Source organism: Dechloromonas sp. A34, from assembly GCF_026261605.1.
Taxonomy (GTDB): Bacteria; Pseudomonadota; Gammaproteobacteria; order Burkholderiales; family Rhodocyclaceae; genus Azonexus.
Genome location: NZ_CP102486.1, coordinates 3,349,743 through 3,375,233 on the forward strand (window position 1 = coordinate 3,349,743; position 25,491 = coordinate 3,375,233).

The window sequence follows — 25,491 nt, forward strand, 5'->3', positions numbered from 1 at the left end:
GACCAGGAGACCCACCATGGCCAAAACCTACATCTTCGCTGCTGGCGACACCCTCAGCCGGATCGCCAAGGCCCAGCTCGGCGATGCCAAGCTGGCCGCGTCGCTGGCCGATTTCAACGGCTTGCCGGACGCCAACCAGATCATGGTCGGCCAGGCCATCCAGTTGCCCTCGGCCCGCGACCTCAAGCCAAGCACCGCACCGTTGCCGCGCGCCGCCGCCTGGCCGGTGGCACCGTCGGGTTTCCAGGGAGTGCGCGACTGCTTCGGCGACATCCTGCAGTTCATCGGCGCCGACGGCAACATCGACCCGCGCTGGGAAGCCAGCCGCATCGTCCGCCAGGTGCTGCCCTTCGCGATTCCGCTGGCCTGGGACACCAGCAAGTCGGCGTCCGGCATCCGCTGCCACAAACTACTGGCGCCGCTGTTCGAGGAAGTCTTCCGGCAGATCGTGGCGCGCGGGCTGCAAAGTGCGGTCAAGACCTACGGCGGCGGCTACCAGTTCCGGGCCAAGCGCAGCGGGGTCAAACCCTCGACCCATTCCTGGGGCATCGCCATCGACCTCAATCCCAACACCAATGCCATGGGCACCGCCGGCGACATGGACCCGCGCCTGGTCGAGCTCTTCGAAGGCCTGGGCTTCGTCTGGGGCGGCCGCTGGGCCGGGCGCGGCAAGGACCCGATGCACTTCCAGTACTGCACCGGCTACTGAGCGCCGGCCCGGGCGCAGGGGGAGACGCTGATGGAAACCGGCCGCCTGATGTTTCTCTTCCTGCTCGCCGCCGCCCTCGCCCTGCTCAGCGCCCGCCTCGTCGTCTGGCGTTACCGGAAGACCATGACCCGGCTGATGCAGGCGGCGACGACGCCGGTTTCGGACACCCCGGCGACCGCCGTTCCCGGCGAGCCGGTGCGCAGCCCGCCGGCGCCGCTGAGCCTGGCCGACAATCGGCGCGCCCTGTGGTGGTTGGTCGCCCTTTTGGTTGGCCTGTCGCTGCTGATGGCGCTGACCCGTGCCTATATCGAATTCCGTTTTGTCTATGAAACGGAGCCGACCGTTTCGCGCCTGGCCACGCTGGCGCTGGTCTTCGCCTGGCCGGTGATCCCGGTCATCGGCCTGCTCCGCCGCTGGTCGCGCTGGCGCGTCGGCGGCCTGCTCGCCGCCTGGTGGCTGGCCGCCCTGGCGCTGCTGGCCTGGCGGACGACCGAGGCGGTCAGCCTGGCCGCGCTGGTCCAGATGCTGAGCATGGAAATCGGCCTGCCCCTGATCGTCGTCGCCACCCTCTGCCTGGGCAGTGCCACCCGTGCCGTCGGTCCCTGGCTGCTGCCGCCTTTCCTGGTTCTGTCGTGGTCGAGCCAGAGCGGGCTCGACCTGCTCGAAAGCCTGGTCGATGACCGCGCCCCGCTCCTGCCTGCGCTCTCCGCATGGTTCGGCGTCTGGCCGGTGATCATCGGCTTTGGCCTGCTCCCCTGGCTGCTCGCCTGGTGGCCGGTCAAGTGGCTCGGGCACTGGCTGGCCCGAGCCTACACGAGCCGCCATTTTTCCGAGCTGATTTACCTGTTCTCCGCGGTCTGGGGCATTGCGCTGTTCTTTCCGGCCCTGAGTTCGGCCAGCCACCTCGGGTGGGGCGGTGCCATCGTGCTCCTGCCGCTGCTCTGGATTCCGCTCGCCATGCTGCTCGCTCCCCGACTGCGCCCGGCCATCCCAGGGCGGCCGCCGACCCTGCTCGTGTTGCGGGTCTTCCAGCAGGACGCCGCGGTATCCGCCCTCTTCGACCAGGTCATCGAGCGCTGGCGATTGACCGGCAATACGGTGCTGATCGCCGGCACCGATCTCGTGGACCGCACGATCGACGCCGAGGACATTTTCACCTTCATCGACCGCCGGCTGGGCGAACGCTTCATCCGCAGCCCGTCCGAGGTCGCGCCGCGCCTGGCCGCCTTCGAGCTGGCGCCCGATGCCGAAGGGCGTTACCGGATCAACGAATGCTATTGCCACGACCAGACCTGGCAGGCGGCCCTCGCCGCCCTGGTCGGCATCAGCGACGTCGTGCTCATGGACCTGCGCAGCTTCAAAGCCAGAAACAAGGGCTGCATCCATGAACTGGGGGTGCTTGCCAGGGCGTCGGGAGTCGCCCGCGTCGTCGTCCTGACCAGCGCCGAGAGCGAATTGCCGGCCGCGCGGGACGCCGCGGGTGGCGCCCCGGCCGATCGTTTCGTCTGGCTCGACCTGGACAGCAGCCGGCGATTCCAGGCAGCGCAGGTGCTCGCCGCCCTTTTTCCCGAACCCTCCGCGAAAACGGAAAAATCCGGCCCCTGATAGCGGCTTGGGCGAGCGGATCCGGCACCGTGCCATGTCGGGAAAAAACGACTGCAAAAACCTTGTAGAACGGCCTTGGACCGGCATTTGGAGCGCGAAGTTCCGTTGCGAAAAAATCAAAATAAATGACCTTGTATTCACAAAATCCGTCATATAGAGTGATTTCTCCGGCATACAAAAACGCAGCAAAAAAATCGCAATAAGCCAACCGGCTCACCAGCCGACTGGCACTGTCCGAAACAACCGCCGCTGGCCGCCCCCACCCCAGGGCCACCCCACCGGATCAACTGACAATTTCACCCACCCCACCCGGGCTGTGGGATTGATAAATGGGCTTCGGCCCTTGCGTGTGTCGCGGATCGAGCGTCCGGGCACCGCCTTTCGGCTCCGCCTTGAGGAGCCATTTACGAGCCGATTCGCTGTCTGTTTCTGGCCGTCGTTGCGACCAGAAGGGCTTTCGGGAACCGGCAGACGTATCGATGTGATCGCGAACGGGAAGGCCGCCGGCCGGCCCGCAGAAAGGAGTCCGTCATGCCCTTACAGCTTGCCTCCCCCGGCGTCTATATCCAGGAAGTTTCCAGTGGCGTCCGCACCATCGCCGGGGTGGCCACCTCGGTTGCCGCCTTTCTCGGCGCCGCCGCCCGGGGGCCGATCAACAAGGCGACCCGAATCCACAGCTTCGCCGATTTCGAGCGTGCTTTCGGCGGCCTGACGGTCGATTCCGAGATGAGCTACGGGGTGCGCCAGTTCTTTCTGAACGGCGGCACCGACACCTGGATCGTCCGCGTCGTCAAGGATGCCGCACCAGCCAGCCGGACGCTGCAGAATGCGACGCCGATTCCGGTGCTGACCGTAACGGCGCTCGATGCCGGCGCCTCGGGCAACGACATCCAGGTGCGCGTCGATTACGCGACCGCCTTGCCGGACAGCACTTTCAACATCAGCTTGGTCCGCGGCAGCGACGGCCGCGCCGAGCAATACGCCAATGTCTCGATGAACTCGGCCGATGCCCGCTACCTGCCCGACCTGATCAACGGCGTCTCGCAACTGGTGAAAATCAGCCGCGACGTGTCCGGCGCAACACTGAACGCCCTGCCGGCCGGCACCTCGACCAGCGGCGCCCTGGCCGACGTGCAGACCGTGCTCGACGCCACGCACACCGATTTCCGCGTCGTGGTCAATGGCCTGGCGCCGGTCACCGTCAGCATCACGCTGCCCGGCGACATCGCCGGTGGCACCGCGACCCAGCGCCTGACCGCGCTGGCCACCGCCATCCAGGCCAAGGTTCGGGCCCAGGCCGGTGGACAGGCCGCGCTTTCCGGCTTTACCTGCACGCGCAGCGGCAGCACCCTGGTCCTGACCTCGGGCACGGGTGGCGAGTTTTCTACGGTCCGCGTCCTTGGCGGCAGTTCGAAGAACGCCGCCGGCGTGCTGAAACTCGGTGTCGCCGCTGGTGGCAGCGAAGTCGATGCCGTGGCCGGCGTTCGCCCGACCCCGATGCCCGACCCGGCAACCCTGACCAGCGGCACCTTCGCCGCCACCGATCTCGACACCCTGCCCGACGCCACCCACACCAGCCTGCGCATCAGCCTCGACGGCTACGGCCCGGACGTCGTCGATCTCGGCAACACGGGAGCCGCCGGCGCCAATCTGGCGGCGAAACTGGCCGACATGGCCGGCCGCCTGCAAACCGCCGTCCGCGCCCTGAAACCCGGCAATCCGGCCTACAGCGCATTCACGGCCAGCGTCGTCGGCAGCACGCTGCTTCTGGCCAGCGGCTCGCGCGGGGCCGGTTCGGCCATCGCGGTCAGCGCCGCGCCGGCCAACGACATCACCGCCGGCCTGCACCTGCTGGCCGAGGCGACGCTCGCCGCCCCGCCGACCAATACCTTCCTCAACGGCGGCAGCGAGACCCCCTACGGGCCGGCCGACATCTACCCCGCCTTCATCGGCAGCCGGGCCCAGCGCCAGGGCCTCTACGCGCTGGAGGATGCCGACCTCTTCAACCTCCTGGTCCTGCCCGGCATCACCGATCCCGGCGTCCTGGCCGATGCCGCCGCCTACTGCGAGGAACGCCGCGCCTTCTTCATCGTCGATGCGCCGCTCACAGCGAGCGACGTCGCCGGCATGGCGGCGGCCGCCTCGGGCACCGAGCTACCCAAGTCGGATCACGCCGCGGTCTATTTCCCCTGGACCTACGTCGCCGACCCCCTCAAAAACGGCAAGGCCCGCCTGACCCCGCCCGGCGGCACGCTGGCCGGGCTCTACGCCCGCACCGACGGTAGCCGCGGGGTCTGGAAGGCGCCGGCCGGCACCGATGCCAACCTGGCCGGCGTCCAGTCCATGGCCGTGCCGCTGACCGATGGCGAAAACGGCGTACTCAACCCGCTCGGCGTCAATTGCCTGCGCACCTTCCCGGTCTATGGCGCGGTCAGCTGGGGTGCCCGCACCCTGCGCGGCGCCGACCAGATGAGTTCCGAATACAAGTATGTGCCGGTCCGCCGCCTCGCCCTCTACATCGAGGAATCGCTGTACCGGGGCACGCAGTGGGTGGTCTTCGAACCCAATGACGAACCGCTGTGGGCGCAGATCCGCCTCAATATCGGCGCCTTCATGAACAGCCTGTTCCGCCAGGGCGCCTTCCAGGGCAGCTCGCCGCGCGAGGCCTACCTGGTCAAGTGCGACCGCGAAACGACCACCCAGGACGACATCAACCGCGGCGTCGTGAACATCCTGGTCGGCTTCGCGCCGCTCAAGCCGGCGGAATTCGTGGTCATCAGCATCCAGCAGCTGGCCGGGCAGATCCAGGTCTGACCGTCGTCGCCAGGACAAACTGAACCGATATTCGAGGAGACTGAAAATGGCCCAGTTCACCGTCAATGCCCAACGCTTCGATCCCTACAAGAATTTCAAATTCCGCGTCAAATGGGATGGCCGTTACGTCGCCGGGATCAGCAAGGTGTCGTCGCTCAAGCGCACGACCGAGGTCGTCGAACACCGCGAAGGCGGCGACCCCTCGAGCGCCCGCAAATCGCCCGGACGCAGCAAGTTCGAGGCGATCACGCTGGAACGCGGCGTCACCCACGACACCAATTTCGAGCAGTGGGCCAACAAGGTCTGGAACCTCGGTTCCGGCCTGGGCAGCGAGGTCTCGCTCAAGGACTTCCGCAAGGACCTGATCATCGAGGTCTATAACGAGGCCGGGCAACTGGCGCTGGCCTACAAGGTCTTTCGCTGCTGGGTTTCCGAATACCAGGCGCTGCCCGACCTCGACGCCAATGCCAATGCCGTGGCCATCCAGCACATCAAGCTCGAAAACGAAGGCTGGGAACGCGACTACGAAGTCGGCGAACCGACCGAACCCAGCTTTGTCGAGCCGGGCTGATGGAGCCTCGCCATGCAAGCGCTGAGCAGCACCCAACTTCTCGCCCTGTGGGACGCCGGACAGACACGCCATCCGCTTGACCGCGCCCTGCTGGCGCTCGCCCTGGCCATGCCGGAGCAGGCGCCCGAACAACTGGCCGACCAGCCGGTCGGCTGGCGCGAGATCCATCTGCTCGCCCTGCGCAACGCGATGTTCGGCAATGCGCTGGACGGCTACGCGACCTGCCCGTCCTGCGCCAGCCTGATGGAGTTCAGCCTCGACGCCGGCGCCCTGCTCGGCGAACTGCCGCAGCCGCCGAGCGCGGCGCGGGTGGCGCTCGACGGCGGGCAATGGCGGCTGCCGACCAGCCGGGACCAAGCGATGATTCTCGACGCCGCGGACCCGGAAATGGCCGTCGGCATCCTGCTCGAGCGTTGCCGGATCGGCCAGCCGGCCGGAAACTCGCCGGCCCTGATCGCCGAACTCGAAAGCCGGCTGGAAGCGCTCGATCCCGCCGCCAACATCCGGCTCGGCATGCAGTGCACCGACTGCGGCCAGGCCTGGGACGCCGCCCTCGACATCGGCAGCTGCTTCTGGGCCGAACTCGGCAACTGCGCCCACCGCCTGCTCGAAGCCGTGCATCGGCTGGCCGGCGCCTACGGCTGGCGCGAGGCCGACATCCTGGCGCTGAGCCCGGCGCGCCGGGCAGCCTACCTGAGCCTGATCGGTTAGGACGGCGATGAGCGGATTCCTCCACCAACTCGCCGCCCGCAGCCTGGGCCTCGCCCCGGCCGCCCGGCCACGGGCCGCCCTGCCCTATGCCGCCCGGCGCCGGAAACTCTGGCGGCGGCCGTCGAGTCGGCGCCGGCCGCCCTGCCGAACGAGGCACCAGCGCCGGCGATGGCGGCACCGCCCAGCCGGCGCGGCGATGTCAGGCCGGCGCACGCCCCTGCTCCGATTCACGGACAGCGCGCCAACGACTCTGGCGATGACCAAGCGGCGAGCAGCGATGTCCGGCCCGCCCCGACCGCGCAGCCGACCCTTAACACCGTGCTGCCGCAAACCGCCGGGCCGCGCCATAGCACGCAAGAAAATCTCCCACCCGCCCCGACGCGCCGCGACACGCCGGTCAATCCACCGCTTACGGTCATGCCGGCCAGCCGCTTGCCCGAACCAACAGCGGCACCGGACAGCCATCCCGTCGGCGATGCGACCAGCGGCAGGTTGAGCGACCTCGAAACCCTGGTCAGCCGGCTTCTCTCGCCGGCAACGAATCGCCCCGTGCCGGCGCCGGAGCCGCCAGGCTCGCCACCGACCGACGCTCCGCTGGCGACCGGCCGGCGCCCCGATCAGACCGTGACCGTCCGCCCGCAAAGCAGCCGTGAAGACCTGTCGAAAGCGGCCAGCCCGACGCCCGATACAGCGCCCGAAGTACACATCACCATCGGCCGCCTGGAAGTCAATCCGCCCAGCCGCCCGACCCCGCCGCCGCCCGTCCGCGCGGCCCGGCGCCGCTCTCGCTGGGCGACTATCTGGCCCGCCGCGCCGGAGGCCGCTCATGAGCAACGCCCTGGCCATTGCCGGCGTCACGGCGGTCATCAAGGACCTGCTCGATTCCGGCCTGATCGACCACGCCATCACCGATACCCTGGGCGCCGGCGTCCTGGTCACCGCCCTGGCCCCGGATACCGTTTCGCTCGACAATGAGGAATCGCCCCAGCTCAACCTTTTCCTGCACCAGGTGACACCCAACGTCGCCTGGCGCAATGCCGCGCTGCCCTCCCGCGACGGGGCCGGCAACCGGGTCGCCAATCCGCCGCTGGCGCTCGATCTGCACTATCTGCTGACCGCCTATGGGCGGGCCGAGTTGCAGGCCGAAGTCCTGCTCGGCTATGCCCTGCAATTGCTGCATGAAACGCCAGTGCTGTCGCGCGCTGCCATTCGCCGGGCGCTCAACCCGGCCGTGGTCGAGGGCGCCATCCTGCCCACCGCCTACCAGAGCCTGCGCGGCGCCGACCTCGCCGAGCAGGTCGAACTGCTGAAAATCACCCCGGCGGCGCTCGGCGGCGAAGAGATGTCCCGCCTGTGGTCGGCGCTCCAGGCCCGTTACCGGCCGACCGCAGCCTTTCAGGTGTCGGTGGTGCTGATCGAGTCGCAGCGGGCGGCGCGCAGCCCCCTGCCGGTGCTCAGTCGCGGCGAAACCGACCCGGTCTCGCACCGCGAGCGCGGCGTACTCGCCTTCAGCGGCCTGACGCCGCCGTTGCCGACGCTGGAGGCTGTCGTCCCGGCCGATCGCCAGCCGGTCGCCGTGCCCGGCGGCGAAGTCAGGCTCGAAGGCCATCATCTGGATGGCGTCGATCGCCAGGTCACGCTGAGCCTGGCCGCCTTCCAGATCAGCCGCCGGATCGCGGTGACGCAAGGCAGCCCGAGCGAAGTGCGCTTCACCATGCCGGGCGATCTGCCGGTCGGTCTCTACCGGGTCGAACTGGCCGTGCAAGGTCTTGCCGACAGCCAGCCGCGCAGCACCAACCAATTGCCGCTGGCGCTCGCCCCGCTGCTCGTGCTGCCGCCGTTCGGTGCCAGCCGCAACGCCGGCACCGTCACCCTGGTCTTCGACGTGGCGCCGCAGGTCCGTCCGGGCCAGAAGGCGGCACTGATTCTCGGCGACCGCGAAATCGCCGCCGAGCCGTTTTCCACGGCGACCACCCGCCTCAGTTTCAAATTCGCCGAGGCTCCGGCGGCCGGCACCACGCTGCTTGCCCGCCTGCGCATCGACGGCTTCGACAGCCCGATCGTCGACCGCACGGCGACCCCGGTGGCCTACCTCGACCGCCAGGTGACGCTGCCATGAACGCCCCGCTGACCCAGGACTGGACCATCGCCAACCAACAACTGCTGGTCGCCGAATTCGCCCGCCTCAAGCAGCGCCTGCAACCCACCTCCGGCAAGACGCTTTCCCACGTTCAGCGCCAACAGGCTGACAACATTGCCCAGGCCCGGCATGGGCTGCGCGGCGAAAGCGCCATCGACTGGCTGACGGCGGCCTTCGCCCTGTCCACTTTCGAGCGCGACCTGCTCCTTCTCTGCGCCGGCGCCGAAATGGATGCCGACCTGGCCCGCGCCTGCGCCGCCGCGCAGGGCGATGCCGCGCGGCCCTGGGTCAGCTTCGGCCTCGCCCTGGCCTGCCTCGAATCGCCGCACTGGAGCGCGCTGACGCCGCAGCGCCCGCTGCGCCGCTGGCGCCTGCTCGAAATCGACGCCGCTACCGGCCTGGCGGCCGGCCGCCTGCGCCTCGACGAACGGGTGCTGCATTTCCTGGTCGGCATCAACGAACTGGATATCCGGTTAAGCCACCTGCTCCGGCCGGCCGTCACACTGCCCCGGCAGGCCGCCGCCCACGCCGAGGCCAGCGCGGCGGTGATTGACGAACTGTCGGCCAGCAGCGAATTCGAAAGCGACGATCTGCCGGTCATCGTCCTCGAAGGCGACGATCCGGCCGCCCAGGAGGACATTGCCGCCCGCTGCGCCCGGGCGCTCGGCCTCGACTGCCTGGTCCTGCAAGCCGCGGAAATTCCCCTCACCGCCGACGAGCGGGCGGCCCTGATCACGCTCTGGCAGCGCGAAGCCACGCTGCTCGGCACGGCCTTGCTGGTCGCCGTCGGCGACGCCGGCCCGGCGGCCGGCGAAGCGGCCCGCGCCCTGGTCGAACGGGTCGGCGGCCTGTGCCTGATGGCCTGCCCGAGCGCCCCGGCCCTGATCGCCCCGAGCCTCCGCTACCGGATCGACAAGCCGGCCGGCGCCGACCGCCGGCAATTGTGGATCGATAGCCTCGGTCCCGAGCAGGCGCAACGGGCCGGCCCCGAACTCGACCGGGCGGCCAGCCATTTCCGCCTCGCCAGCCGCGCCGTGCAGGACATCGCGCAGTCCCTGCAACCGGCCGACGCCGCCCTGAGCCCGCTTTGGGAGAGCTGCCGGCGGGCAAGCCGGGGCGGCCTGGATCACCTCGCCCAGCGCCTGGAAACCACCGCCGACTGGGATCGCCTGGTGCTGCCCGAAGCCCAGCTCGCCGTGCTGCGCCAGATCGCCGCCCACCTGCGCCAGCGCTACACCGTCCAGGAAACCTGGGGCTTCGCCGCCCAGGGCAGCCGCGGCCTCGGCCTGGCCACGCTGTTCGCCGGCGAGAGCGGCACCGGCAAGACGCTGGCCGCCGAAGTGCTGGCCCACACCCTGCACCTCGACCTCTACCGCATCGACCTCTCGGCGGTGGTCAGCAAATACATCGGCGAAACCGAAAAGAACCTGCGCCAGGTCTTCGACGCCGCCGAGGACTGCGGCTCCATCCTGCTCTTCGACGAAGCCGACGCCCTGTTCGGCAAGCGCACCGAAGTCAGGGACAGCCACGACCGCCACGCCAACATCGAGGTCAGCTACCTGCTGCAACGAATGGAGGCCTATCACGGCCTGGCCGTCCTCACCACCAACCTCAAGTCCAGCCTGGACAGCGCCTTCCTGCGCCGGCTGCGTTTCGTCGTCCAGTTCCCATTCCCCGACCAGGCCCAGCGTCTGGCCCTTTGGCGGCGCGTCTTTCCGGCCGCGACGCCGGTCCGCGACCTCGATCTCGACAAGCTCTCGCGGCTCTCGATGACCGGCGGCAGCATCCGCAACATCGCGCTCAATGCCGCTTTTCTCGCCGCCGATGCCGGGGAGCCGGTGAGCATGACCCACCTGCTGCAGGCCGCCCACGCCGAGGCCTCGAAGCGCGAACGGCCGCTGGCCGATGCCGAAACGCGAGGCTGGGCATGAGCAAGATCCATCTCCACATCGAACACCTGAGCCTGCCCGGCTACACCCCGGCCGAGCGCCGTGCCCTGCTCGCCGCGTTGGAGCGCGAACTGGCGGTCACGGCCGGCAGCGCAACGCCGCCAGCCGACAGCCAGCGTCAGGCCCTGCGCGTCAATGCGCCCGACCTGCGGCCGCAGACCGTCGCCCGGCAGGTCGTGCAGGGCCTCAAGCCCGGTGGAAAAACCGGTGGGGGCCAGCCATGAAGCAGTTCAGCCCGGCCTTGCCCCGCCTTCCCGACACGCCGCCACGGCCGACGGCCGAGCGCAGCCGGCGCGAGATGGATGCCGACCGTCGCGCCGGCAACGCCCTCGACCGCGCCATGAGCGACCCGGCGCGGCGGACCCTGCCGGCCTGGCCGGCCAGCGCCAGCCCGCTCCCGGACAGCGCCGGCCAGGCGCTCGCCCCGGCCCTGCGCGCCCCCTTCGAACAGGGCTTCGGCCATGACTTCTCGCAGGTCCGCATCTTTCCCGCCGGCGAAGCCTCGGAAGCCGTGCAGGCGGCGGGCAGCCGGGCCATCACCTGCGGACCGCGCATCGCGCTCGCCCCCGGCCAGTGGGCGCCGGAAACGCCGAGCGGCCGGGCGCTGCTCGCCCACGAACTGGCCCACGTCACGCAGCAGGCCGCCGAGGGCATGCCGCGCGCCGACCACAAGACGCTGGACGAAGAGATCGACGAGGAACTCAAAGCCAAGGCCAGCGACCCGAAGACGCTCGACCCCAAGCATCGGGAATATGCCCGCACGCTGCAGGGCCACGGTTTCGCCATCACCCACGACCAGTCCATGGACCTGCTGCCGGAACCCAAGGATCCGAAAGCCAAGGCGGCCTGGAAGCGCCAGTTCCAGAAGATCGACAAACTGGCCGGCCGCATCCTCGACCAGAGCGGCCCCCGGGTCGACGACAAGGAAAGCCGGGCCCAGATGTTGGCGGCCGACCTGGCTACCGCCGGGTTCATCAACGAAGCGATGGCGCTGGCCCCCAAGATCACCGACCCCGAGCTGCGCCAGTTCGTCTATCAGGCCGTGCTCGGCCAGCCGGCCAAAGTCACCGAGGCGCAGATCACGAGCATCGCCCAGGACCAGGCGACCAACGCCAAGAGTCTCGGCGAGCATGATCTCTTTACCAGCTTGACCACCGACCAGGGCGTATACGCCGGAAAACTTGGCAGCGCCAAGGTCAACGCCGCGCTCAAGGTGGTCGTCAAGACCTACGCGGCCGATGCCGACCTACCGCTGAAGCTGGCGAATCTCATGTTCTTCCACCCCGCGAGCCGAGCCGCGTTCAGTACGTGGATGACGACCGAGAAGCGCAGCGCCCTGCTCAAGCAGGTCTCCGAGCAGGCCTACTTCGTCGAAGGCGCCGAAATCCAGACCGGCGCGACGACCATCAACCCCGATGCGGCGACGCTGGGCTGGGCGATCGGCAACAAGCAGAGCGTCGCCGTCGAGGATGTCGTTGCGCTGTGCGCCGCGGCCGGCACGCCCGTCGCCGCGCCGCGCGCGCGCGACACGAACTCGCTCAAGGCGTGGCTGGAACTCAACACTGAGAAGATCGGCGCCGCGCTCAAGAAGCAGAATCCCGGCAAGCCGGAGGTCGCCGAAGCGATGTACGCGCAGATCGTCGATGCCTTCACCTGGCATGTTCCGGCCGACTCGACGGAAGACGTCAAGCCCGACAAGCTCGGCCATCTGACCAAGCTCTCCACCGCCGGCCCGCAGAACAAGCAGATCAAGGTCGACTGCGACGTACTCGCCACCTATGGCGTGCGCTTGCTCGTCGCCAGCGGTTTCACCCCGATCGGCTACATGGCGGTCAAGCCGGGCGACCCCGACCGCGCCGCACACGCGATGGCCTTGCTGCAACACGGCACGGAGTTCCACTCCATCTCCAACGGCACCACGAAGAAACTGGCAGCGACCACCAAGGCCGCCGCGCTCAAGGAAACGCGCGACTTCGGCATCGGCGAGGCCTACGACGCCAACCGCCCGCTCGCCGGTTACGACATTTACTACAAGGACTGCGACGCCAAGGGGACGCTGCCCGACGAAGTGCTCAACGCGGACAGTTCCGCGCGCGATGGAGGGCTGAGCAAATGAGCCGCCTCGCCCCTCCGAGCCCGGCCACCATCCCGGCCCCCGTTGTCGCCGAGCACCCGGCCAAGGGCGACCTCACTGCGACCCACGCCGGGCTGCAAGCCGCCAAGGCGTCGCTGAGCGACTCCCCGGTGCTTGCCCCCGTCCTCGCCGCCGGCGGCCAGCCCCTGCCCGGCGCCCTGCGCCGGGAGTTCGAGCCCTTCTTCGGCCACGACCTGTCGCGCGTCCGCATCCACGCCGACGCGCCGGCCCGCCGGGCGGCGACGCAGCTCGCCGCCGACGCCTTCGCGATCGGCCGCGACATCGGCTTCGCGGCCGACCGCTACCGGCCGGACACCGTCGGCGGACGCCGCCTGCTGGTCCACGAACTGGCTCACGTCGTTCAGCAGGGCAGCGCCGCGCCCGCCGACGTGCAACCGGAAAGACTTCCCGGGCCGGCCGAAAGCGAGGCCGATGCCGCCGCCCTGGCCTTTCTGAGCGCCCGCCCCGGCCCCGTGCTGTCGCGCTTCCGGCCCGGCCTGGCCTGCGCGGTGAAGACCAATGGCGGCGAGTTCAAGACGGATACCTACATCGCGACCAACGTGCCCCCCAAAGGCGGCGGCAAGATCGGCAAGCGGGTGGGCGCCGATATCAAGCTCCGCTTCAAACCCAACGAACTCGTCGAGGCTGACTTGATCGGAACCGTTCAGACGGTTCGGACACTGATGGCCACCAAGGCCGGTGGGCCAATCGATACCTTGAACTCGCCAACCGCCCACATGGCCTCCCGCGCCCTCGTCAAGGGCGAGAGCGATCCGGGTCGCTTCATCGACCAGACCGACCTGGGCGGCACCGGGAAAAAACAGGCCCCCAATACCAGTCCGCTATACGCCACCAACGCCCGGCAAGGTTCGACGCCAAAAACCTTGACGGAAGGCGTGCCGGCGCCCGAAACCGTCGGCGCCACTGCCGGTTATGGCAAAGATGATTTCGGCGAGCATGGCTACCGCAAGAAGAAACCCGACGGCACCTTCGAGGAAAAGGACGCGACCCTCTCGGATCGCCCCGGCAGCACCATCACCTTCAACAAGCAGGAATTCGAGATGAAATTCGAGGTTGCCGCCTTGGCCTTGTCCGGCCCCATGGCCAATACCTACCTCGGTTCCGTGGAATGGGGCTGGAAATGCGACGCCGCCGGTACCGCCTCGCTGGCGCCTCCTGCCATCCGCCTGATTTCTCCGGGACTGCCGACGAGTGCCTTCGTCGACGCAGCGAAAAAGTGGAATGCCGCCAAGACCGTCAAAGACCCGAAGAGCAAGAAGGCGCTCGACACCGTCGACCTGCCGCTGCCGACCGCCGCCACCGAGACCAGCAACAAGCCGGCGGCGGAGCGCGGCACCGGCGAATTGCTGGTCGCTCTGGGCAGCGTCGACACTGCGCTGGGCACCGCCAAGGATGTCGACAAGAGCGCCAAGACCCTGGAAAAGCGCGCCATGGAGCAGGCCCTGGCCGGTCGCCAGGCCGTGGTCGACGTCAATGTCAAGAAGACCGAGGACTGGACCGGCGCCGACGAGGTCTATGCCGTGCTGAGCAGCGGCAGCAAGCGCCTGAAGACGCCAGTCAAGAGCCTCAACGACGGCCAGTCGGGCAGCTTCGCGCTGCCCCTGCCCGGCCTGATGCCGATCAAGGGGCCGATCCAGGTCCGGATCTACGACGAGGACACGGGCACCTTCTTCGACCAGGACGACATCATCGTCAACATGGCGTGGCAGCCGCCCTACGGCGCCATCCGCAACACCCGCTCGCTGGACGAGGCGGATTACGACGTTCGCGTGAGGTTCAACAAATGAGCGGCCCCCTTTCCTCCCGTCTGCTGCGCGGCGGCCTGATCCTGATCGACCCGGCCAGCGGCGCCGTGCAGCGGGTGATTTCGCTGCAGTACAACCCGGAAACCCTGAGCCGCACGTTGCAGCCGCAGGCCACCGAAAGCAGCGGCCCGTTTTCCGAACCACTGCGCCTGAAAGGGCCGCCGGTCGAGACCATCAAGCTCGACGCCGAGATCGACGCCACCGACCAGCTCGAATTTCCCGACCAGCATCCGAAGACGGTGGCCTCGGGCATCCACCCGCAACTGGCGGCGCTGGAAACCATTGTCTATCCCGACAGCGACACGCTGATCCGCAACAACGACCTGCTCAATCTCGGCACCCTGGAAATCGCCCCGACGGTGGCGCCGCTGACGCTGTTCGTGTGGAGCAAGGAGCGGGTGGTCCCGGTCCGCATCACGGAGTTTTCGATCACCGAGGAGGCTTTCGACAATGCGCTCAATCCGATCCGCGCCAAGGTCTCGCTCGGCCTGCGCGTCCTCCATGTCGGCGACCTCGGCTTCGGCGACAAGGGCGGCCATCTCTACATGGTTTATCAGCAGCGCAAGGAACGCCAGGCCGCCGACGCCGGTCTCGGCAGCCTGGCCTCGCTCGGCCTGAGCGGACTGCCATGAGCATCGAACGCTTCCCGCCCAACAGCCGCTACGCCGGCGTGCCGACTGCCGAACTGGCCGCCCCGGATGGCGAAAAGATCGTCTACCTGCGCCGCCGCTTCGTACCCGACCCGGCCACCCTGGTCGCGGTCGGCGAAGTCCAGGTACGCGACGGCGACCGCCTCGACCGCCTGGCGGCGACCCATCTCGGCGATCCGATCCAGTACTGGCGCATCGCCGACGGCAATGGCGCCCAGGTGCCGAGCGCCCTGGAGCGGCCCGGCGACACCCTGCGCCTGACCCTGCCCGCCGGCCTGGGCGGCGGCATCGGCTTCAAGAGCGGAGGCGGCGATGCTTAAGGGCATCCACCTGACCCTGCTGGTCGGTCCGGGCGTTCCGATCCCCGCCCCGAAACCCTTGATGGACGCCCTGGAAAGCGTCGAGGTCACCTCGTCGGCCGACACGCCGAGCGGCTTCCAGCTCAGCTTCGTGATCGACAACCGCTCGCCGCTGCATACGCTGCTGTTGGTCGCCGGCGGCCAGGTGCCGTGGCTGCGGGTGATCCTGGTCGCCACCCTGAACAGCCTGCCCAGCGTGCTGATGGACGGCCTGATCACCCGCCAGGAAATCACCGGCGCCAACGAGCCGGGCCAGAGCCGCCTGACCATCACCGGCGAGGACCTGACGGTGGCGATGGACAAGCAGGACATGAGCGGCCTGCCCTACCCGGCCATGCCACCGGCCGCCCGCGTCGCGCTGATCGTCGCCCGCTACGGCCTGTACGGCATGCTGCCCCTGGTCATCCCCTCGCTGTTCGAGGACATCCCGATCCCGGTGGACCGCATTCCGACCCACGAAGGCACCGATCTCGCCTACATCCGCCAGCTCGCCAAAGAGGCCGGCCATGTCTTCTACATCGAACCCGGGCCGCTGCCCGGCGCCAATGTCGCCTACTGGGGGCCGGAAATCCGCCTCGGCATGGTGCAGCCGGCGCTTAATCTGGGCATGGATGTGCATAGCAACGTCGAAGCGCTGTCCTTCGCAGTCAATCAGTCCGATGCCGAACTGCCCATCGTCTTCATCCAGAACCCGATCACCAAATTTCCGATTCCGCTGCCCATCCCCGACGTCAGCCTGGCCAACCCGCCGCTCGGCCTGATTCCGCCCATGCCGAAAAGCATCCGGCTGATGAAGGAAACCGCCAAGCTCTCGCCGATCGCCGCCCTCGGCAAGGGGCTGGCCGCGGCCGCCGGCTCCTCGGCCGATGCCGTCACCGGCGACGGCAGCCTCGACGTGCTGCGCTACGGCCATGTCCTGAAAGCCCGCCAACTGGTCGGCGTGCGCGGTGCCGGGCTGTCTTTCGACGGCCTCTACTACGTCAAGAAAGTCAGCAGCAAGCTGAAGGCGGGCGAGTTCAAGCAGAGCTTCTCGCTGGCCCGCAACGGCCTGATCTCCACCCTCCCCCTGGTGCCGGCATGACTCAGAAAACCCGCCATTACGGCAAATTCCGCGGGGTCGTGATCAACAACATCGACCCCATGCAGATGGGCCGCATCCAGGTCCAGGTGCCCGACGTGCTCGGCCCGGCGCTGTCCTCGTGGGCCATGCCCTGCGTGCCCTTCGCCGGTATCCAGAGCGGCGTTTTCGTACAGCCGCAGATCGGCGCCGGGGTCTGGGTCGAATTCGAGCAGGGCGATGCCGACTACCCGATCTGGGTCGGCGGCTTCTGGGGCTCGGCGGCCGAAGTCCCGGCCCTGGCGCTGGCCGGCCTGCCGGTCTCGCCCAGCATCGTGCTGCAGACCGGCAACCAGAACACCCTGATGATCTCCGACCTGCCCGGCCCGACCGGGGGCATCCTGCTCAAGACGATGACCGGGGCGATGATTTCGATCAGCGAGATCGGCATCACCATTTCCAACGGCCAGGGCGCCACCATCATGCTCACCGGCCCGACGGTGAACATCAACAACGGCGCCCTGACGGTGATCTGAGACCAGGACACGACGACCATGCCCGGCTTCCTTCTTCACCTCGGCGCCACCGTCCTCTGTGCCCACGGCGGCCAGGCGACGCCGACCGCGCCCAACCCGCGCGTGCTGCTCTCCGGCCAGCCGGCGACCACACTCGGCCCACCCTACGTCGTCGTCGGCTGCGCCATGCCGCCGCCGACCGCCGGCAACGGCCCCTGCATCACCGGCCAGTGGCTGATGGGCGCGACGCGCGTCCTGATCGGCGGCCAGCCGGCCTTGCTTCAGGCCTCGCCCTCAATCTGCGCACCGACCGGCACGCCGATGACGGTCGCCGTGACGCAAACTCGCGTGATGGGAACCTGAAATGAGCCTGCACTTTCCCTTCCAGCCCGACCGTCGCGGCCGTAGCGGCGAGGCGGACAGCGAAACCCACCTCCGCGACATGATCGAGCAGGTGCTGTTCACCGTCCCCGGCGAGCGGGTCAATCGCCCCGATTTCGGCTGCGGCCTGCTGCAGCTGGTATTTGCCCCGAACAGCGACACCCTGGCCGCCGCCGTCCAGATGACGGTGCACAGCGCCCTGCAGCAATGGCTGGGCGACCGCATCGTGGTCGAGGGGGTCAATGTCGAACACAGCGAAGGCACGCTCTCGGTCGACGTTCAATACGTCATCCGGCGCGGCGAGGAACGCCGGCTGACCCGATTCACGCGGGGGGCACCATGAACCGCCAGTTCCGCAGCGACAACCCGCGCCGCCTGCAACTGCTGCGCGACCAGCAGCCGGTCGGCAAGAACGGCATCGATTTCGTCGAGATCACGTCGCTCGACCAGCGCAGCCTGCGCGTCGTCTGCGTCCATCCGGTCAGCGCCATCGGCCGCGCCAACATCCGCATCGCCGGCGGCGTGCGCGTCACCGGTATCGCGCTCGCCGCCGAGCCGGTGCTCAATGGCCGCGAAATCCGCCTCAAGGTCGAAGAGGCCGGCGATTTCTCGTGGTACACGCTGAGCCTGATCGACCCGGCCGACGCCGAAGCGCCGGCCCCCGGCTTCGACATCTGCCTGTCGTCCATCCGCTTCAACTTCAAGGCCGGCTGCCCCTCCGAATTCGACTGCGCCGACGTGCACGACTGCTCGCCGGCCACCCCGCCGGAACCGCGCCTCGACTATCTGGCCAAGGACTACGACAGCTTCCGCCGCCTGATGCTCGACCGCATGGCGCAACTGGTGCCCGGCTTCGCCGAACGCAGCCCGGCCGACTTCACCGTCGCCCTGGTCGAAACCCTGGCCTACGTCGGCGACCACCTGTCCTACACCCAGGATGCCGTCGCCACCGAGGCCTATCTCGGCACCGCCCGCCGCCGCACTTCGCTGCGCCGCCACGCCCGGCTGCTCGACTACCCGCTGCACGACGGCTGCAACGCCCGGGTTTTCGTCACCGTCGAGGCCGTGGCCGCCGCCGAAGCCAAGACCATCCCGGCCGGCACGGTACTGCTCGCAACCGCCAGCGCGGGCGACCCGGTACGCCGCCGCGACCTGCTCGACCAGTTGCCGCTGCCCGGCGTCGAGGTCTTCGAAACCCTGCACGACCAAGTGCTGCACGCCGCCCACAGCCGCATCGCCATCCATGATTTCGCCGACCCGGCCTACTGCCTGCCGCGCGGCACGACGGCCGCCGCTCTGGTCAATTCCCCGGCCCTGGCGCTGGCCGCCGGCGACGTACTGATCCTCGAAGAAATCCTCAGCCCGACCACCGGCCAGGCCGCCGACCGCGATGCCAGCCACCGCCACCCGGTCCGCCTGACCGCCGTTGCGTCGGGCCACGACGACCTGACCAACACCGACCTGCTGCTGATCAACTGGCACAACGAAGATGCACTACCCTTCCCGCTCTGCGTCAGCCACGAATTCGAGATCGGCGGCGCCCTGGTCAAGCAGGCCATCGCCGTCGCCCGCGGCAACGTCGTGCTCGCCGACCACGGCCTGACCCGGCCTTGGCAAACCCTGGAACCGCCACTCGTCGGCGACGGCGGCACGCCCGCCCTGCGCCTGCCGTACCGGCCGCGCCTCAAGGAATCCGGCCTCGCCTTCGCCGAGCCCTACGATCACGACGCGGCGACCGACGCCCGCCAGCCGCTGGCCGCCAGCCGGGTGCTGAGCCAGGAAGCGCGCCGGGCACGCCCGGCCGACATGATGCTGGTGGCCGACGATTCCAGCCTGTTCGGCGACCAGCCCGACGCGGACGAAACCCCGTGGACGCCGCAACGCGACCTGCTCGGCAGCGAGCGTTTCGCCCGCGAATTCGTCGTCGAAACCGAGAACGATGGCAGCGCCTGGCTACGCTTTGGCGACAATCAGTTCGGCGCGGCGCCGATCACCGGCCAGCGCCTGCTGGCGCACTACCGGCTGGGCGGCGGGCCGCAAGGCAACGTCGGTGCCGAAGCCATCAGCGCGCTGGTCAGCGATGATGCCAGCCTGATGCTCGGCATCCAGTCCCTGCGCAATCCCCTGCCGGCCCAGGGCGGCGCCGAGCCGGAAAGCCTCGACGCCATCCGCCTCAACGCGCCGGAAGCCTTCCGCACGCAGGAACGCGCCGTCACCACCGACGACTACGCCCGCGCCGCCCAGCGTCACCCCGACGTGCAGCGGGCCGCTGCCCGCCTGCGCTGGACGGGCAGCTGGTACACCGTCTTTCTGATGCTCGACCGCCGTAACGGCAAGCCGGTCGATGCCGAATTCAAGGCGACCATGCGCGCCTTCCTCGAACGCTTCCGGCTGGCCGGCTACGACTTCGAATTCGCCGACCCGGTGCATGTGCCGCTCGATATCCAGCTGCAAATCTGCGTCGCCAGCGGCTACTTCGCCGCCGATGTCAAAGCCGCGCTGCTCGAAGCCTTCACCGCCAGCGTCGACCGGCATGGCCGGCCCGGCTTCTTCCACCCCGACGGCTTCACTTTCGGCACGCCGCTCTATTTGTCGGCCGTCGTCGCCAGGGCCATGGCCGTGGCCGGCGTCGCCTCGGTCGACATCCGCCGCTTCCAGCGCTGGGGGCGCAGCGCCAAGGGCGAACTGGCGGCTGGCGTGATCACTGCCTCGCAGCTCGAAGTCCTGCGTGCCGACGGCGACCTAAACTTCCCTGAAAACGGCCAGATCAGCTTCATCGTGGAGGGCGGATCATGAGCACTTCCGACAAGTGCGGCTGCTGTGCCGGCGTCACGCCGCTGACCCCGGTCGATCCCGTCCAGCCCCCCGGCCAGACAGCGCTGGCGCTGCGCATCGGCACCCACGGCCGCTTCCGCCAGAGCATGCTGGCCGACCTCGCCGACCAGGCGCCGCTCGCCGGGCTGAGCACCCGCGACAGCGACGACCCGGCGATCGCCCTGCTCGACAGCTGGGCCGCCGTGCTCGACGTGCTGAGCTTCTACCAGGAACGGATCGGCAACGAAAACTACCTGCGCACCGCCGGCGAACGCCGCTCGGTGCTCGAACTGGCCAGCGCCATCGGCTACGAGCTGCGCCCCGGCGTCGCCGCCTCGACCTGGCTCGCCTTCACGCTCGAGACGGCGCCCGGCGCCCCGCTCGAAACCCGCATCGACAGCGGGACCCGCGCCCAGAGCGTACCCGGCCAGGACGAAACCGCCCAGACCTTCGAGACCCTCGAAGCGATCGACGCCAAGGCCCGCTGGAACGCCCTGCCGGTACTCGCCGCCGAAACCGTGGCGCCGCGCATGGGCCTGCGCACCATCTACCTGGCCGGCACCGCCACCCGCCTGCAGGCCGGCGACGCGCTGCTGATCGTCGGCGACGAGAGGAAACTGGACCCCGGCAACGAAAACTGGGATTTCCGCCGCGTCGCCCGTCTGCGCGAAGTGCTGCCCAGCGACCCGGGCGATCCGAAGGACATCGGCTACACGGTCGTCACGCTCGATCGCGGCCTCGGCCAGCCCTGGCGCGGGGTCAATCCGGCGCGAACCAACCCGCGCTGCTACGCCCTGCGCGCCCGCGCCCACCTGTTCGGCCACAATGCGCCGGACTGGCGGGCGATGCCTGCCAACCTGCGCGCCACTTACCTGGGTCTGGATGACGATGCCCGGCCGCCGATCAGCCAGCATCCGGAATGGCCAGGGTTCACGCTGGCCGATATTTCCGACCCACCGGCCGGCAGCGCCAGCGGCAGCGGGCTCCTTGGCCAGTACTACCGGGGCAAGGGCTTCCGCGAACTGATCCTGAGCCGTACCGACGCGACCGTCGACTCCTCGACCTGGACCGGCGGCAGCCCTCACCCCAGCGTTCCGGCCGATCATTTTTCAGCCCGCTGGTCAGGCTGGGTCGAGGCACCCAGCAGCGGCTCGTTTACCTTTTATGCAACCGTCGACGATGGTGTTCGCCTGTGGATTGATGGCGAACTGCTCATCAATGACTGGACCGATACGCCCGGCGTACACACTTGCACAGTCAGTCTGCGCGCCAACCACAAGCACGACATTCGCCTTGAATATTACGAAAATGCGGGCGGCGCCACCTGTCAGCTGGCGTGGTCCGGGCCGGGTATCACCCAGACAGTTATCCCCACCACACGCCTCTACCCGCGCGATGTCCATACCGTTCACCTCGACGCCAGCTACCCGAAATGGCTGGCCGACGGCTGGGCCGTCCTGTCGATCCCGAATTACGAAGAGGTCTATCGCATCGTCAGCACCGAGGACGACGCCCGGGCCGATTTCACCGTCTCGGCCACCGCCACCCGGCTGACGCTGAGCGGCGAAAACCTGCGCGACACCTTCAACGACCATGTCCGCAGCACCACGGCCTTCGGCCAGTCCGAACCGCTCGACTGGGCCACCCGGCCGCTCTCCGGTTTCCTGCAGGGTCACCTGATCGACCTCGCCGGCTACGAGCAGGACCTGCCGGAAGGTCGCTGGCTGGCCATCTCCGGCCTCGTGCTGGCCGACTTGCCGGCCAACGCCAAGGCGCGCAACCGGCTGCTCAAGGGCGACGCGCTGGCCTCCATCCGCATCGCCCGCGACCGCAAGACGGCCGATCTGGAATTTGAGGATTTTTCCCGGTTGACCGTAGCCCTCGCCCCGGCCGCCGAGATCGTCCGCATCCAGCACAACGACAGCAGCGGCGGGCGCACGCAACTGCTGCTCGACAGCGATCTGAGCCACGCCTACCTGCCAGCCACCGTGCGCCTCAACGCCAACCTGGCCCCGGCCAGCGCCGGCGACAGCAAGCAGATGCGCATCCAGCCCGAGCCACTGGGCAGCGGCGACGGCAGCCGCAGCCTGCAACGTTTCGCCCTGCGCCAGGGTCCGCTGACCTACATCACCGCCGCGACGCCGAGCGGGACGGCGAGTACCCTCGAAATCCGCGTCGATGGCCTGCTCTGGCAGGAAGCACCGCGCTTCACCGCGCCCGGCCCGACCGAACGCGCCTACACCGTCAAACTCGATGAAAACGGCAGCGCCACCGTGCAGTTCGGCGACGGCACCCACGGCACGCGGCTGCCCACCGGCAGCGGCAATGTCGAAGCGCGCTATCGCGTCGGCCTCGGCACGGCCGGCAACGTCAAGGCCGAGCAGATCAGCATGTTGCTGACCCGGCCGCCCGGCCTCAAAGCCGTCACCAACCCAGTACCGGCCGGCGGCGGCACCAATGCCGAAGCCGGCGACGAGGCCCGGCGCAATGCGCCGCTGCGGGTCCGCACCCTGGACCGCATCGTCTCGCTGCGCGATTTCGAGGATTTCGCCGCCGCCTTTACCGGCATCGGCAAGGCCCAGGCGATCTGGCTCTGGGACGGCGAACAGCGCCTCGTGCACCTCACCGTCGCCGGCACCGACGGCGCACCGCTCGACCCCAACGCCGCCCTTTATCGCAACCTGCTGGCGGCGATCGACGCCGCCCGGCCGCCGCACCAGCCGCTCCGGGTCAGTCCCTGCCACGACCTGCGCTTCGGCCTGACTGCCGGGCTGTGGATCGCGGCGGACTACGAAGCCGAGAAGGTTCGCGCCACGGCCGCAAAGGCGCTCGCCGCCAGCTTCGGTTTCGCGGCCCGCGCCTTCGGCCAGCCGGTCAGCGGCAGCGAAGTCCTGGCCGCACTGCAAGGCGTCGCCGGCGTCGTCGGCGCCGATCTCGACAAGCTGATCCAGGTCGAGTCTGGCCTCACTCTCCACACCGCCAACGGCCCCGACGGCAGCATCCCGGCGCGCAGCGCCCGCTGGCAGGGCGACACCCTGCAACCGGCCGATCTGCTGTTGCTCGACCCCGCCGCCGTCAACCTTATGGAGCGTACGTCATGAAGCTCGACGCCGATGCACTGCTCGCCCTGCTGCCCGCCTTCTACCGCGAGCGCGATGCCGAACTGAACGGCCCGCTGCGCGCCCTGCTCGGCATCATCGCCCGCCAAGGCGCCTTGCTCGAAGCCGACATCGAGCGCCTTTACGACAACGCCTTCATCGAGACCTGCGAAGACTGGGTCGTGCCCTACATCGGCGACCTGCTCGGCGTGCGCGCCCTCTATCCGGTCAGCGGCACCGCCGCCTTCGGTCCGCGTGCCCTGGTCGCCAACACCCTGCGCCTGCGCCGGCGCAAGGGCACGGCACTGGTCCTCGAGGAACTGGCCTTCGACACCACCGGCTGGCGCGCCCGCGCCGTCGAATTCTTCGAGCGGGTGTCGACCACGCAATACCTGAATCACCTGCGCCCGCATTCCCTGCGTACCCCGGACCTCCGGCAACCCCGGCCACTCGACCGCATCGATGGCCCTTTCGGCACCGAAGCCCACACCGCTGACATCCGCGCCCTGCCGGCCGGCCGCTACAACCTGCCGAATGTCGGCCTTTTCCTCTGGCGCCTGCAGGCCTACCCGGTACAACGCGCCACCGCCCGCCCGGCAACGACGCGGCCCGGTTTCTACACCTTCGACCCGCTCGGCCTCGATCAGCCGCTCTTCAACCGGCTGCGCACCGAAACCGACATCAGCCATCTGGCCGAACCGATCAATGTTCCGGAAGCCTTGCACTGGCGCGACCTGCACGCCGAGCTTGAAGCCCGCCGCCAGGCCCTGACCGATGGCGAAGACCCGGACGACCAGTACTTCGCCGAGGCCGGCGGCGGCCCGGTGTTGCGCGTCTGGATCGACGACAGCGAAGTACCGGTCGAACATCTGGTCATCTGCGACCTCAGCCCGATTCCCACGGTAGTACCTGAAGACTGGCGCCACCCGCCGGCCACGCTCACCGTCACCGCCCGCAAGGCCGGCCGGCCGGACATGACTTTCCCGGCTGCGGGCGGCGTGCTGGTCGGCATCGACCCCCGGCGCGGCCGCCTGGCGCTGCCCGATGGCATCACGGCAACCAGTGTCGAAGTCGGCTACGCCTACGGCTTCCCCGGCGACATCGGGGCTGGCCCCTACGACCAGCGCCCCGGCCCGGGCGACAACGATCCGCTGGCTGCCCAACCTGCGGCGGCCGACTTCGAGGTCGTCATCCAGATCCCCAGCGCCGCGACGCCAACTCTTGCCTCGGCCTTCAACGCCCCGGCCAACCCGGCCGATGCGGTCAACCGCGTCATCGCCGGAAAACGCACGCTGGTCATCCTCAACACCGATGCGACGGAAGCCGTAGCGCCCGTACTCGACCTGCCCGACAGCCATCTCGGCATTCAAGCCGCGCCCGGCCGGCGCCCGGTGCTGTTCGGCGATTTTTCGCTGCAAGGCAACGCTAGCACGCGGCTCAGCCTGGGCGGCCTGTTGCTCGATGGCGCCCTGAATCTGCAAGGCCCGCTGCACGCCGTCACGCTGCGCCATTGCAGCCTGGTTCCGAACAAGGGCGGCATTGCCCACACGGGCACCGGCACCGACCTCACGCTGAGCCTTTACCGCTGCCTGAGCGGCCCGCTGCGCAGCAACCGGCCACTCGCTGCCGTCGCGCTGCGCGACAGTCTGATCGATGGCGAAGGCGGCAACATCGCGCTCGATGTCGACGACAGCCCGCTGACCATCATCGCCTGCACCCTGCTCGGCACGACGGCGGCCGGACGGCTGGAGGCCAGCAACAGCCTGTTCGACGGGCTGGTCACCATCGCCCGCCGGCAGGAAGGCTGCGTCCGTTACAGTTATCTGCCGCCGAAATCGGTCACCCCACGCCGCCATCGCTGCCAGCCCGATCTGGTCATGACCGACCTGCCCGCCGCCGACGCCGCCCGCGAAGCAATGCGCGTCACACCCGCCTTCACCAGCATCCGCTTTGACACGCCGGCCTATGGCCAGCTGACCCGATCAACCGCTCCGGAAATCCGGACCGGCGCCGACAACGGTGCCGAAATGGGCGTCTGGAACCTGCTCCAGCAACCGCAGCGCGAAGCCAACCTAGCGCTGGCGCTCGATGAATACCTGCGATTCGGCCTCGAAGCGGCCGCGATTTTCGTCAATTAGCCCCATTCAGCATCCCTAGA

Annotated in this window: 19 protein-coding genes; all 19 read left to right on the top strand. The window is 68.9% G+C overall.

What is annotated here, in order from left to right:
- Nucleotides 1-16 precede the first annotated feature (16 nt).
- The gene (locus NQE15_RS16750) at nucleotides 17-709 is read left to right on the top strand and encodes a M15 family metallopeptidase (RefSeq protein ID WP_265942877.1); all 693 of its coding nucleotides are present in this window, start codon (nucleotides 17-19) and stop codon (nucleotides 707-709) included.
- 30 nt (nucleotides 710-739) lie between these two features.
- The gene (locus NQE15_RS16755) at nucleotides 740-2,314 is read left to right on the top strand and encodes a hypothetical protein (protein ID WP_265942879.1); all 1,575 of its coding nucleotides are present in this window, start codon (nucleotides 740-742) and stop codon (nucleotides 2,312-2,314) included.
- Between the two features lie 531 nt (nucleotides 2,315-2,845).
- A complete protein-coding gene (locus tag NQE15_RS16760) occupies nucleotides 2,846-5,128 on the top strand; it encodes a phage tail sheath C-terminal domain-containing protein (RefSeq protein WP_265942881.1) in 2,283 nt (760 codons plus the stop codon).
- A gap of 46 nt (nucleotides 5,129-5,174) precedes the next feature.
- Complete coding sequence (locus NQE15_RS16765) at nucleotides 5,175-5,699, top strand: phage tail protein (protein WP_265942883.1); 525 nt, start codon at nucleotides 5,175-5,177, stop codon at nucleotides 5,697-5,699.
- Between the two features lie 12 nt (nucleotides 5,700-5,711).
- Entirely contained in the window at nucleotides 5,712-6,410 is a 699-nt protein-coding gene (locus NQE15_RS16770; protein ID WP_265942885.1) for a hypothetical protein, read from the top strand.
- An 826-nt stretch (nucleotides 6,411-7,236) separates the two neighbouring features.
- Entirely contained in the window at nucleotides 7,237-8,529 is a 1,293-nt protein-coding gene (locus tag NQE15_RS16775) for a DUF4255 domain-containing protein (protein ID WP_265942887.1), read from the top strand.
- Nucleotides 8,526-10,481 (top strand): ATP-binding protein, encoded by a 1,956-nt coding sequence (locus tag NQE15_RS16780; protein ID WP_265942889.1) that lies wholly within the window; start codon nucleotides 8,526-8,528, stop codon nucleotides 10,479-10,481. The genes NQE15_RS16775 and NQE15_RS16780 overlap by 4 nt, the downstream gene beginning before the upstream one ends.
- Complete coding sequence (locus NQE15_RS16785) at nucleotides 10,478-10,723, top strand: hypothetical protein (protein WP_265942892.1); 246 nt, start codon at nucleotides 10,478-10,480, stop codon at nucleotides 10,721-10,723. Before NQE15_RS16780 ends, NQE15_RS16785 begins: the two co-directional genes overlap by 4 nt.
- Nucleotides 10,720-12,615, top strand: a complete 1,896-nt coding sequence (locus tag NQE15_RS16790) for a DUF4157 domain-containing protein (protein ID WP_265942894.1) — start codon at nucleotides 10,720-10,722, stop codon at nucleotides 12,613-12,615. The genes NQE15_RS16785 and NQE15_RS16790 overlap by 4 nt, the downstream gene beginning before the upstream one ends.
- On the top strand, nucleotides 12,612-14,441 hold the full coding sequence (locus NQE15_RS16795) for a DUF4157 domain-containing protein (RefSeq protein WP_265942896.1): 1,830 nt from the start codon (nucleotides 12,612-12,614) through the stop codon (nucleotides 14,439-14,441). Before NQE15_RS16790 ends, NQE15_RS16795 begins: the two co-directional genes overlap by 4 nt.
- A complete protein-coding gene (locus NQE15_RS16800; RefSeq protein WP_265942898.1) occupies nucleotides 14,438-15,091 on the top strand; it encodes a hypothetical protein in 654 nt (217 codons plus the stop codon). Before NQE15_RS16795 ends, NQE15_RS16800 begins: the two co-directional genes overlap by 4 nt.
- Nucleotides 15,088-15,429 (top strand): LysM domain-containing protein, encoded by a 342-nt coding sequence (locus tag NQE15_RS16805; protein WP_265942900.1) that lies wholly within the window; start codon nucleotides 15,088-15,090, stop codon nucleotides 15,427-15,429. The genes NQE15_RS16800 and NQE15_RS16805 overlap by 4 nt, the downstream gene beginning before the upstream one ends.
- Entirely contained in the window at nucleotides 15,422-16,549 is a 1,128-nt protein-coding gene (locus NQE15_RS16810; protein ID WP_265942902.1) for a hypothetical protein, read from the top strand. Before NQE15_RS16805 ends, NQE15_RS16810 begins: the two co-directional genes overlap by 8 nt.
- Nucleotides 16,546-17,061 carry a phage baseplate assembly protein V gene (locus NQE15_RS16815; protein WP_265942904.1) on the top strand — a complete coding sequence of 172 codons (516 nt, stop codon included), beginning with the start codon at nucleotides 16,546-16,548 and terminating at the stop codon, nucleotides 17,059-17,061. The genes NQE15_RS16810 and NQE15_RS16815 overlap by 4 nt, the downstream gene beginning before the upstream one ends.
- Before the next feature lie 18 nt (nucleotides 17,062-17,079).
- A complete protein-coding gene (locus NQE15_RS16820; protein WP_265942906.1) occupies nucleotides 17,080-17,403 on the top strand; it encodes a hypothetical protein in 324 nt (107 codons plus the stop codon).
- A 1-nt stretch (nucleotide 17,404) separates the two neighbouring features.
- Complete coding sequence (locus tag NQE15_RS16825) at nucleotides 17,405-17,764, top strand: GPW/gp25 family protein (RefSeq protein ID WP_265942908.1); 360 nt, start codon at nucleotides 17,405-17,407, stop codon at nucleotides 17,762-17,764.
- Nucleotides 17,761-20,217 (top strand): putative baseplate assembly protein, encoded by a 2,457-nt coding sequence (locus NQE15_RS16830; protein ID WP_265942910.1) that lies wholly within the window; start codon nucleotides 17,761-17,763, stop codon nucleotides 20,215-20,217. Before NQE15_RS16825 ends, NQE15_RS16830 begins: the two co-directional genes overlap by 4 nt.
- A complete protein-coding gene (locus NQE15_RS16835) occupies nucleotides 20,214-23,336 on the top strand; it encodes a putative baseplate assembly protein (protein WP_265942912.1) in 3,123 nt (1,040 codons plus the stop codon). Before NQE15_RS16830 ends, NQE15_RS16835 begins: the two co-directional genes overlap by 4 nt.
- Nucleotides 23,333-25,471, top strand: a complete 2,139-nt coding sequence (locus tag NQE15_RS16840) for a hypothetical protein (RefSeq protein ID WP_265942914.1) — start codon at nucleotides 23,333-23,335, stop codon at nucleotides 25,469-25,471. The genes NQE15_RS16835 and NQE15_RS16840 overlap by 4 nt, the downstream gene beginning before the upstream one ends.
- The last annotated feature ends 20 nt before the right edge of the window (nucleotides 25,472-25,491 follow it).

Coding starts and splice junctions, on each gene's coding strand:
- NQE15_RS16810 (WP_265942902.1), top strand. CDS start 15,422: ATGCTTAAGGGCATCCACCTGACCCTGCTGGTCGGTCCGGGCGTTCCG.
- NQE15_RS16815 (WP_265942904.1), top strand. CDS start 16,546: ATGACTCAGAAAACCCGCCATTACGGCAAATTCCGCGGGGTCGTGATC.
- NQE15_RS16835 (WP_265942912.1), top strand. CDS start 20,214: ATGAGCACTTCCGACAAGTGCGGCTGCTGTGCCGGCGTCACGCCGCTG.
- NQE15_RS16790 (WP_265942894.1), top strand. CDS start 10,720: ATGAAGCAGTTCAGCCCGGCCTTGCCCCGCCTTCCCGACACGCCGCCA.
- NQE15_RS16830 (WP_265942910.1), top strand. CDS start 17,761: ATGAACCGCCAGTTCCGCAGCGACAACCCGCGCCGCCTGCAACTGCTG.
- NQE15_RS16775 (WP_265942887.1), top strand. CDS start 7,237: ATGAGCAACGCCCTGGCCATTGCCGGCGTCACGGCGGTCATCAAGGAC.
- NQE15_RS16780 (WP_265942889.1), top strand. CDS start 8,526: ATGAACGCCCCGCTGACCCAGGACTGGACCATCGCCAACCAACAACTG.
- NQE15_RS16840 (WP_265942914.1), top strand. CDS start 23,333: ATGAAGCTCGACGCCGATGCACTGCTCGCCCTGCTGCCCGCCTTCTAC.
- NQE15_RS16770 (WP_265942885.1), top strand. CDS start 5,712: ATGCAAGCGCTGAGCAGCACCCAACTTCTCGCCCTGTGGGACGCCGGA.
- NQE15_RS16755 (WP_265942879.1), top strand. CDS start 740: ATGGAAACCGGCCGCCTGATGTTTCTCTTCCTGCTCGCCGCCGCCCTC.
- NQE15_RS16765 (WP_265942883.1), top strand. CDS start 5,175: ATGGCCCAGTTCACCGTCAATGCCCAACGCTTCGATCCCTACAAGAAT.
- NQE15_RS16795 (WP_265942896.1), top strand. CDS start 12,612: ATGAGCCGCCTCGCCCCTCCGAGCCCGGCCACCATCCCGGCCCCCGTT.
- NQE15_RS16760 (WP_265942881.1), top strand. CDS start 2,846: ATGCCCTTACAGCTTGCCTCCCCCGGCGTCTATATCCAGGAAGTTTCC.
- NQE15_RS16800 (WP_265942898.1), top strand. CDS start 14,438: ATGAGCGGCCCCCTTTCCTCCCGTCTGCTGCGCGGCGGCCTGATCCTG.
- NQE15_RS16750 (WP_265942877.1), top strand. CDS start 17: ATGGCCAAAACCTACATCTTCGCTGCTGGCGACACCCTCAGCCGGATC.
- NQE15_RS16820 (WP_265942906.1), top strand. CDS start 17,080: ATGCCCGGCTTCCTTCTTCACCTCGGCGCCACCGTCCTCTGTGCCCAC.
- NQE15_RS16785 (WP_265942892.1), top strand. CDS start 10,478: ATGAGCAAGATCCATCTCCACATCGAACACCTGAGCCTGCCCGGCTAC.
- NQE15_RS16805 (WP_265942900.1), top strand. CDS start 15,088: ATGAGCATCGAACGCTTCCCGCCCAACAGCCGCTACGCCGGCGTGCCG.
- NQE15_RS16825 (WP_265942908.1), top strand. CDS start 17,405: ATGAGCCTGCACTTTCCCTTCCAGCCCGACCGTCGCGGCCGTAGCGGC.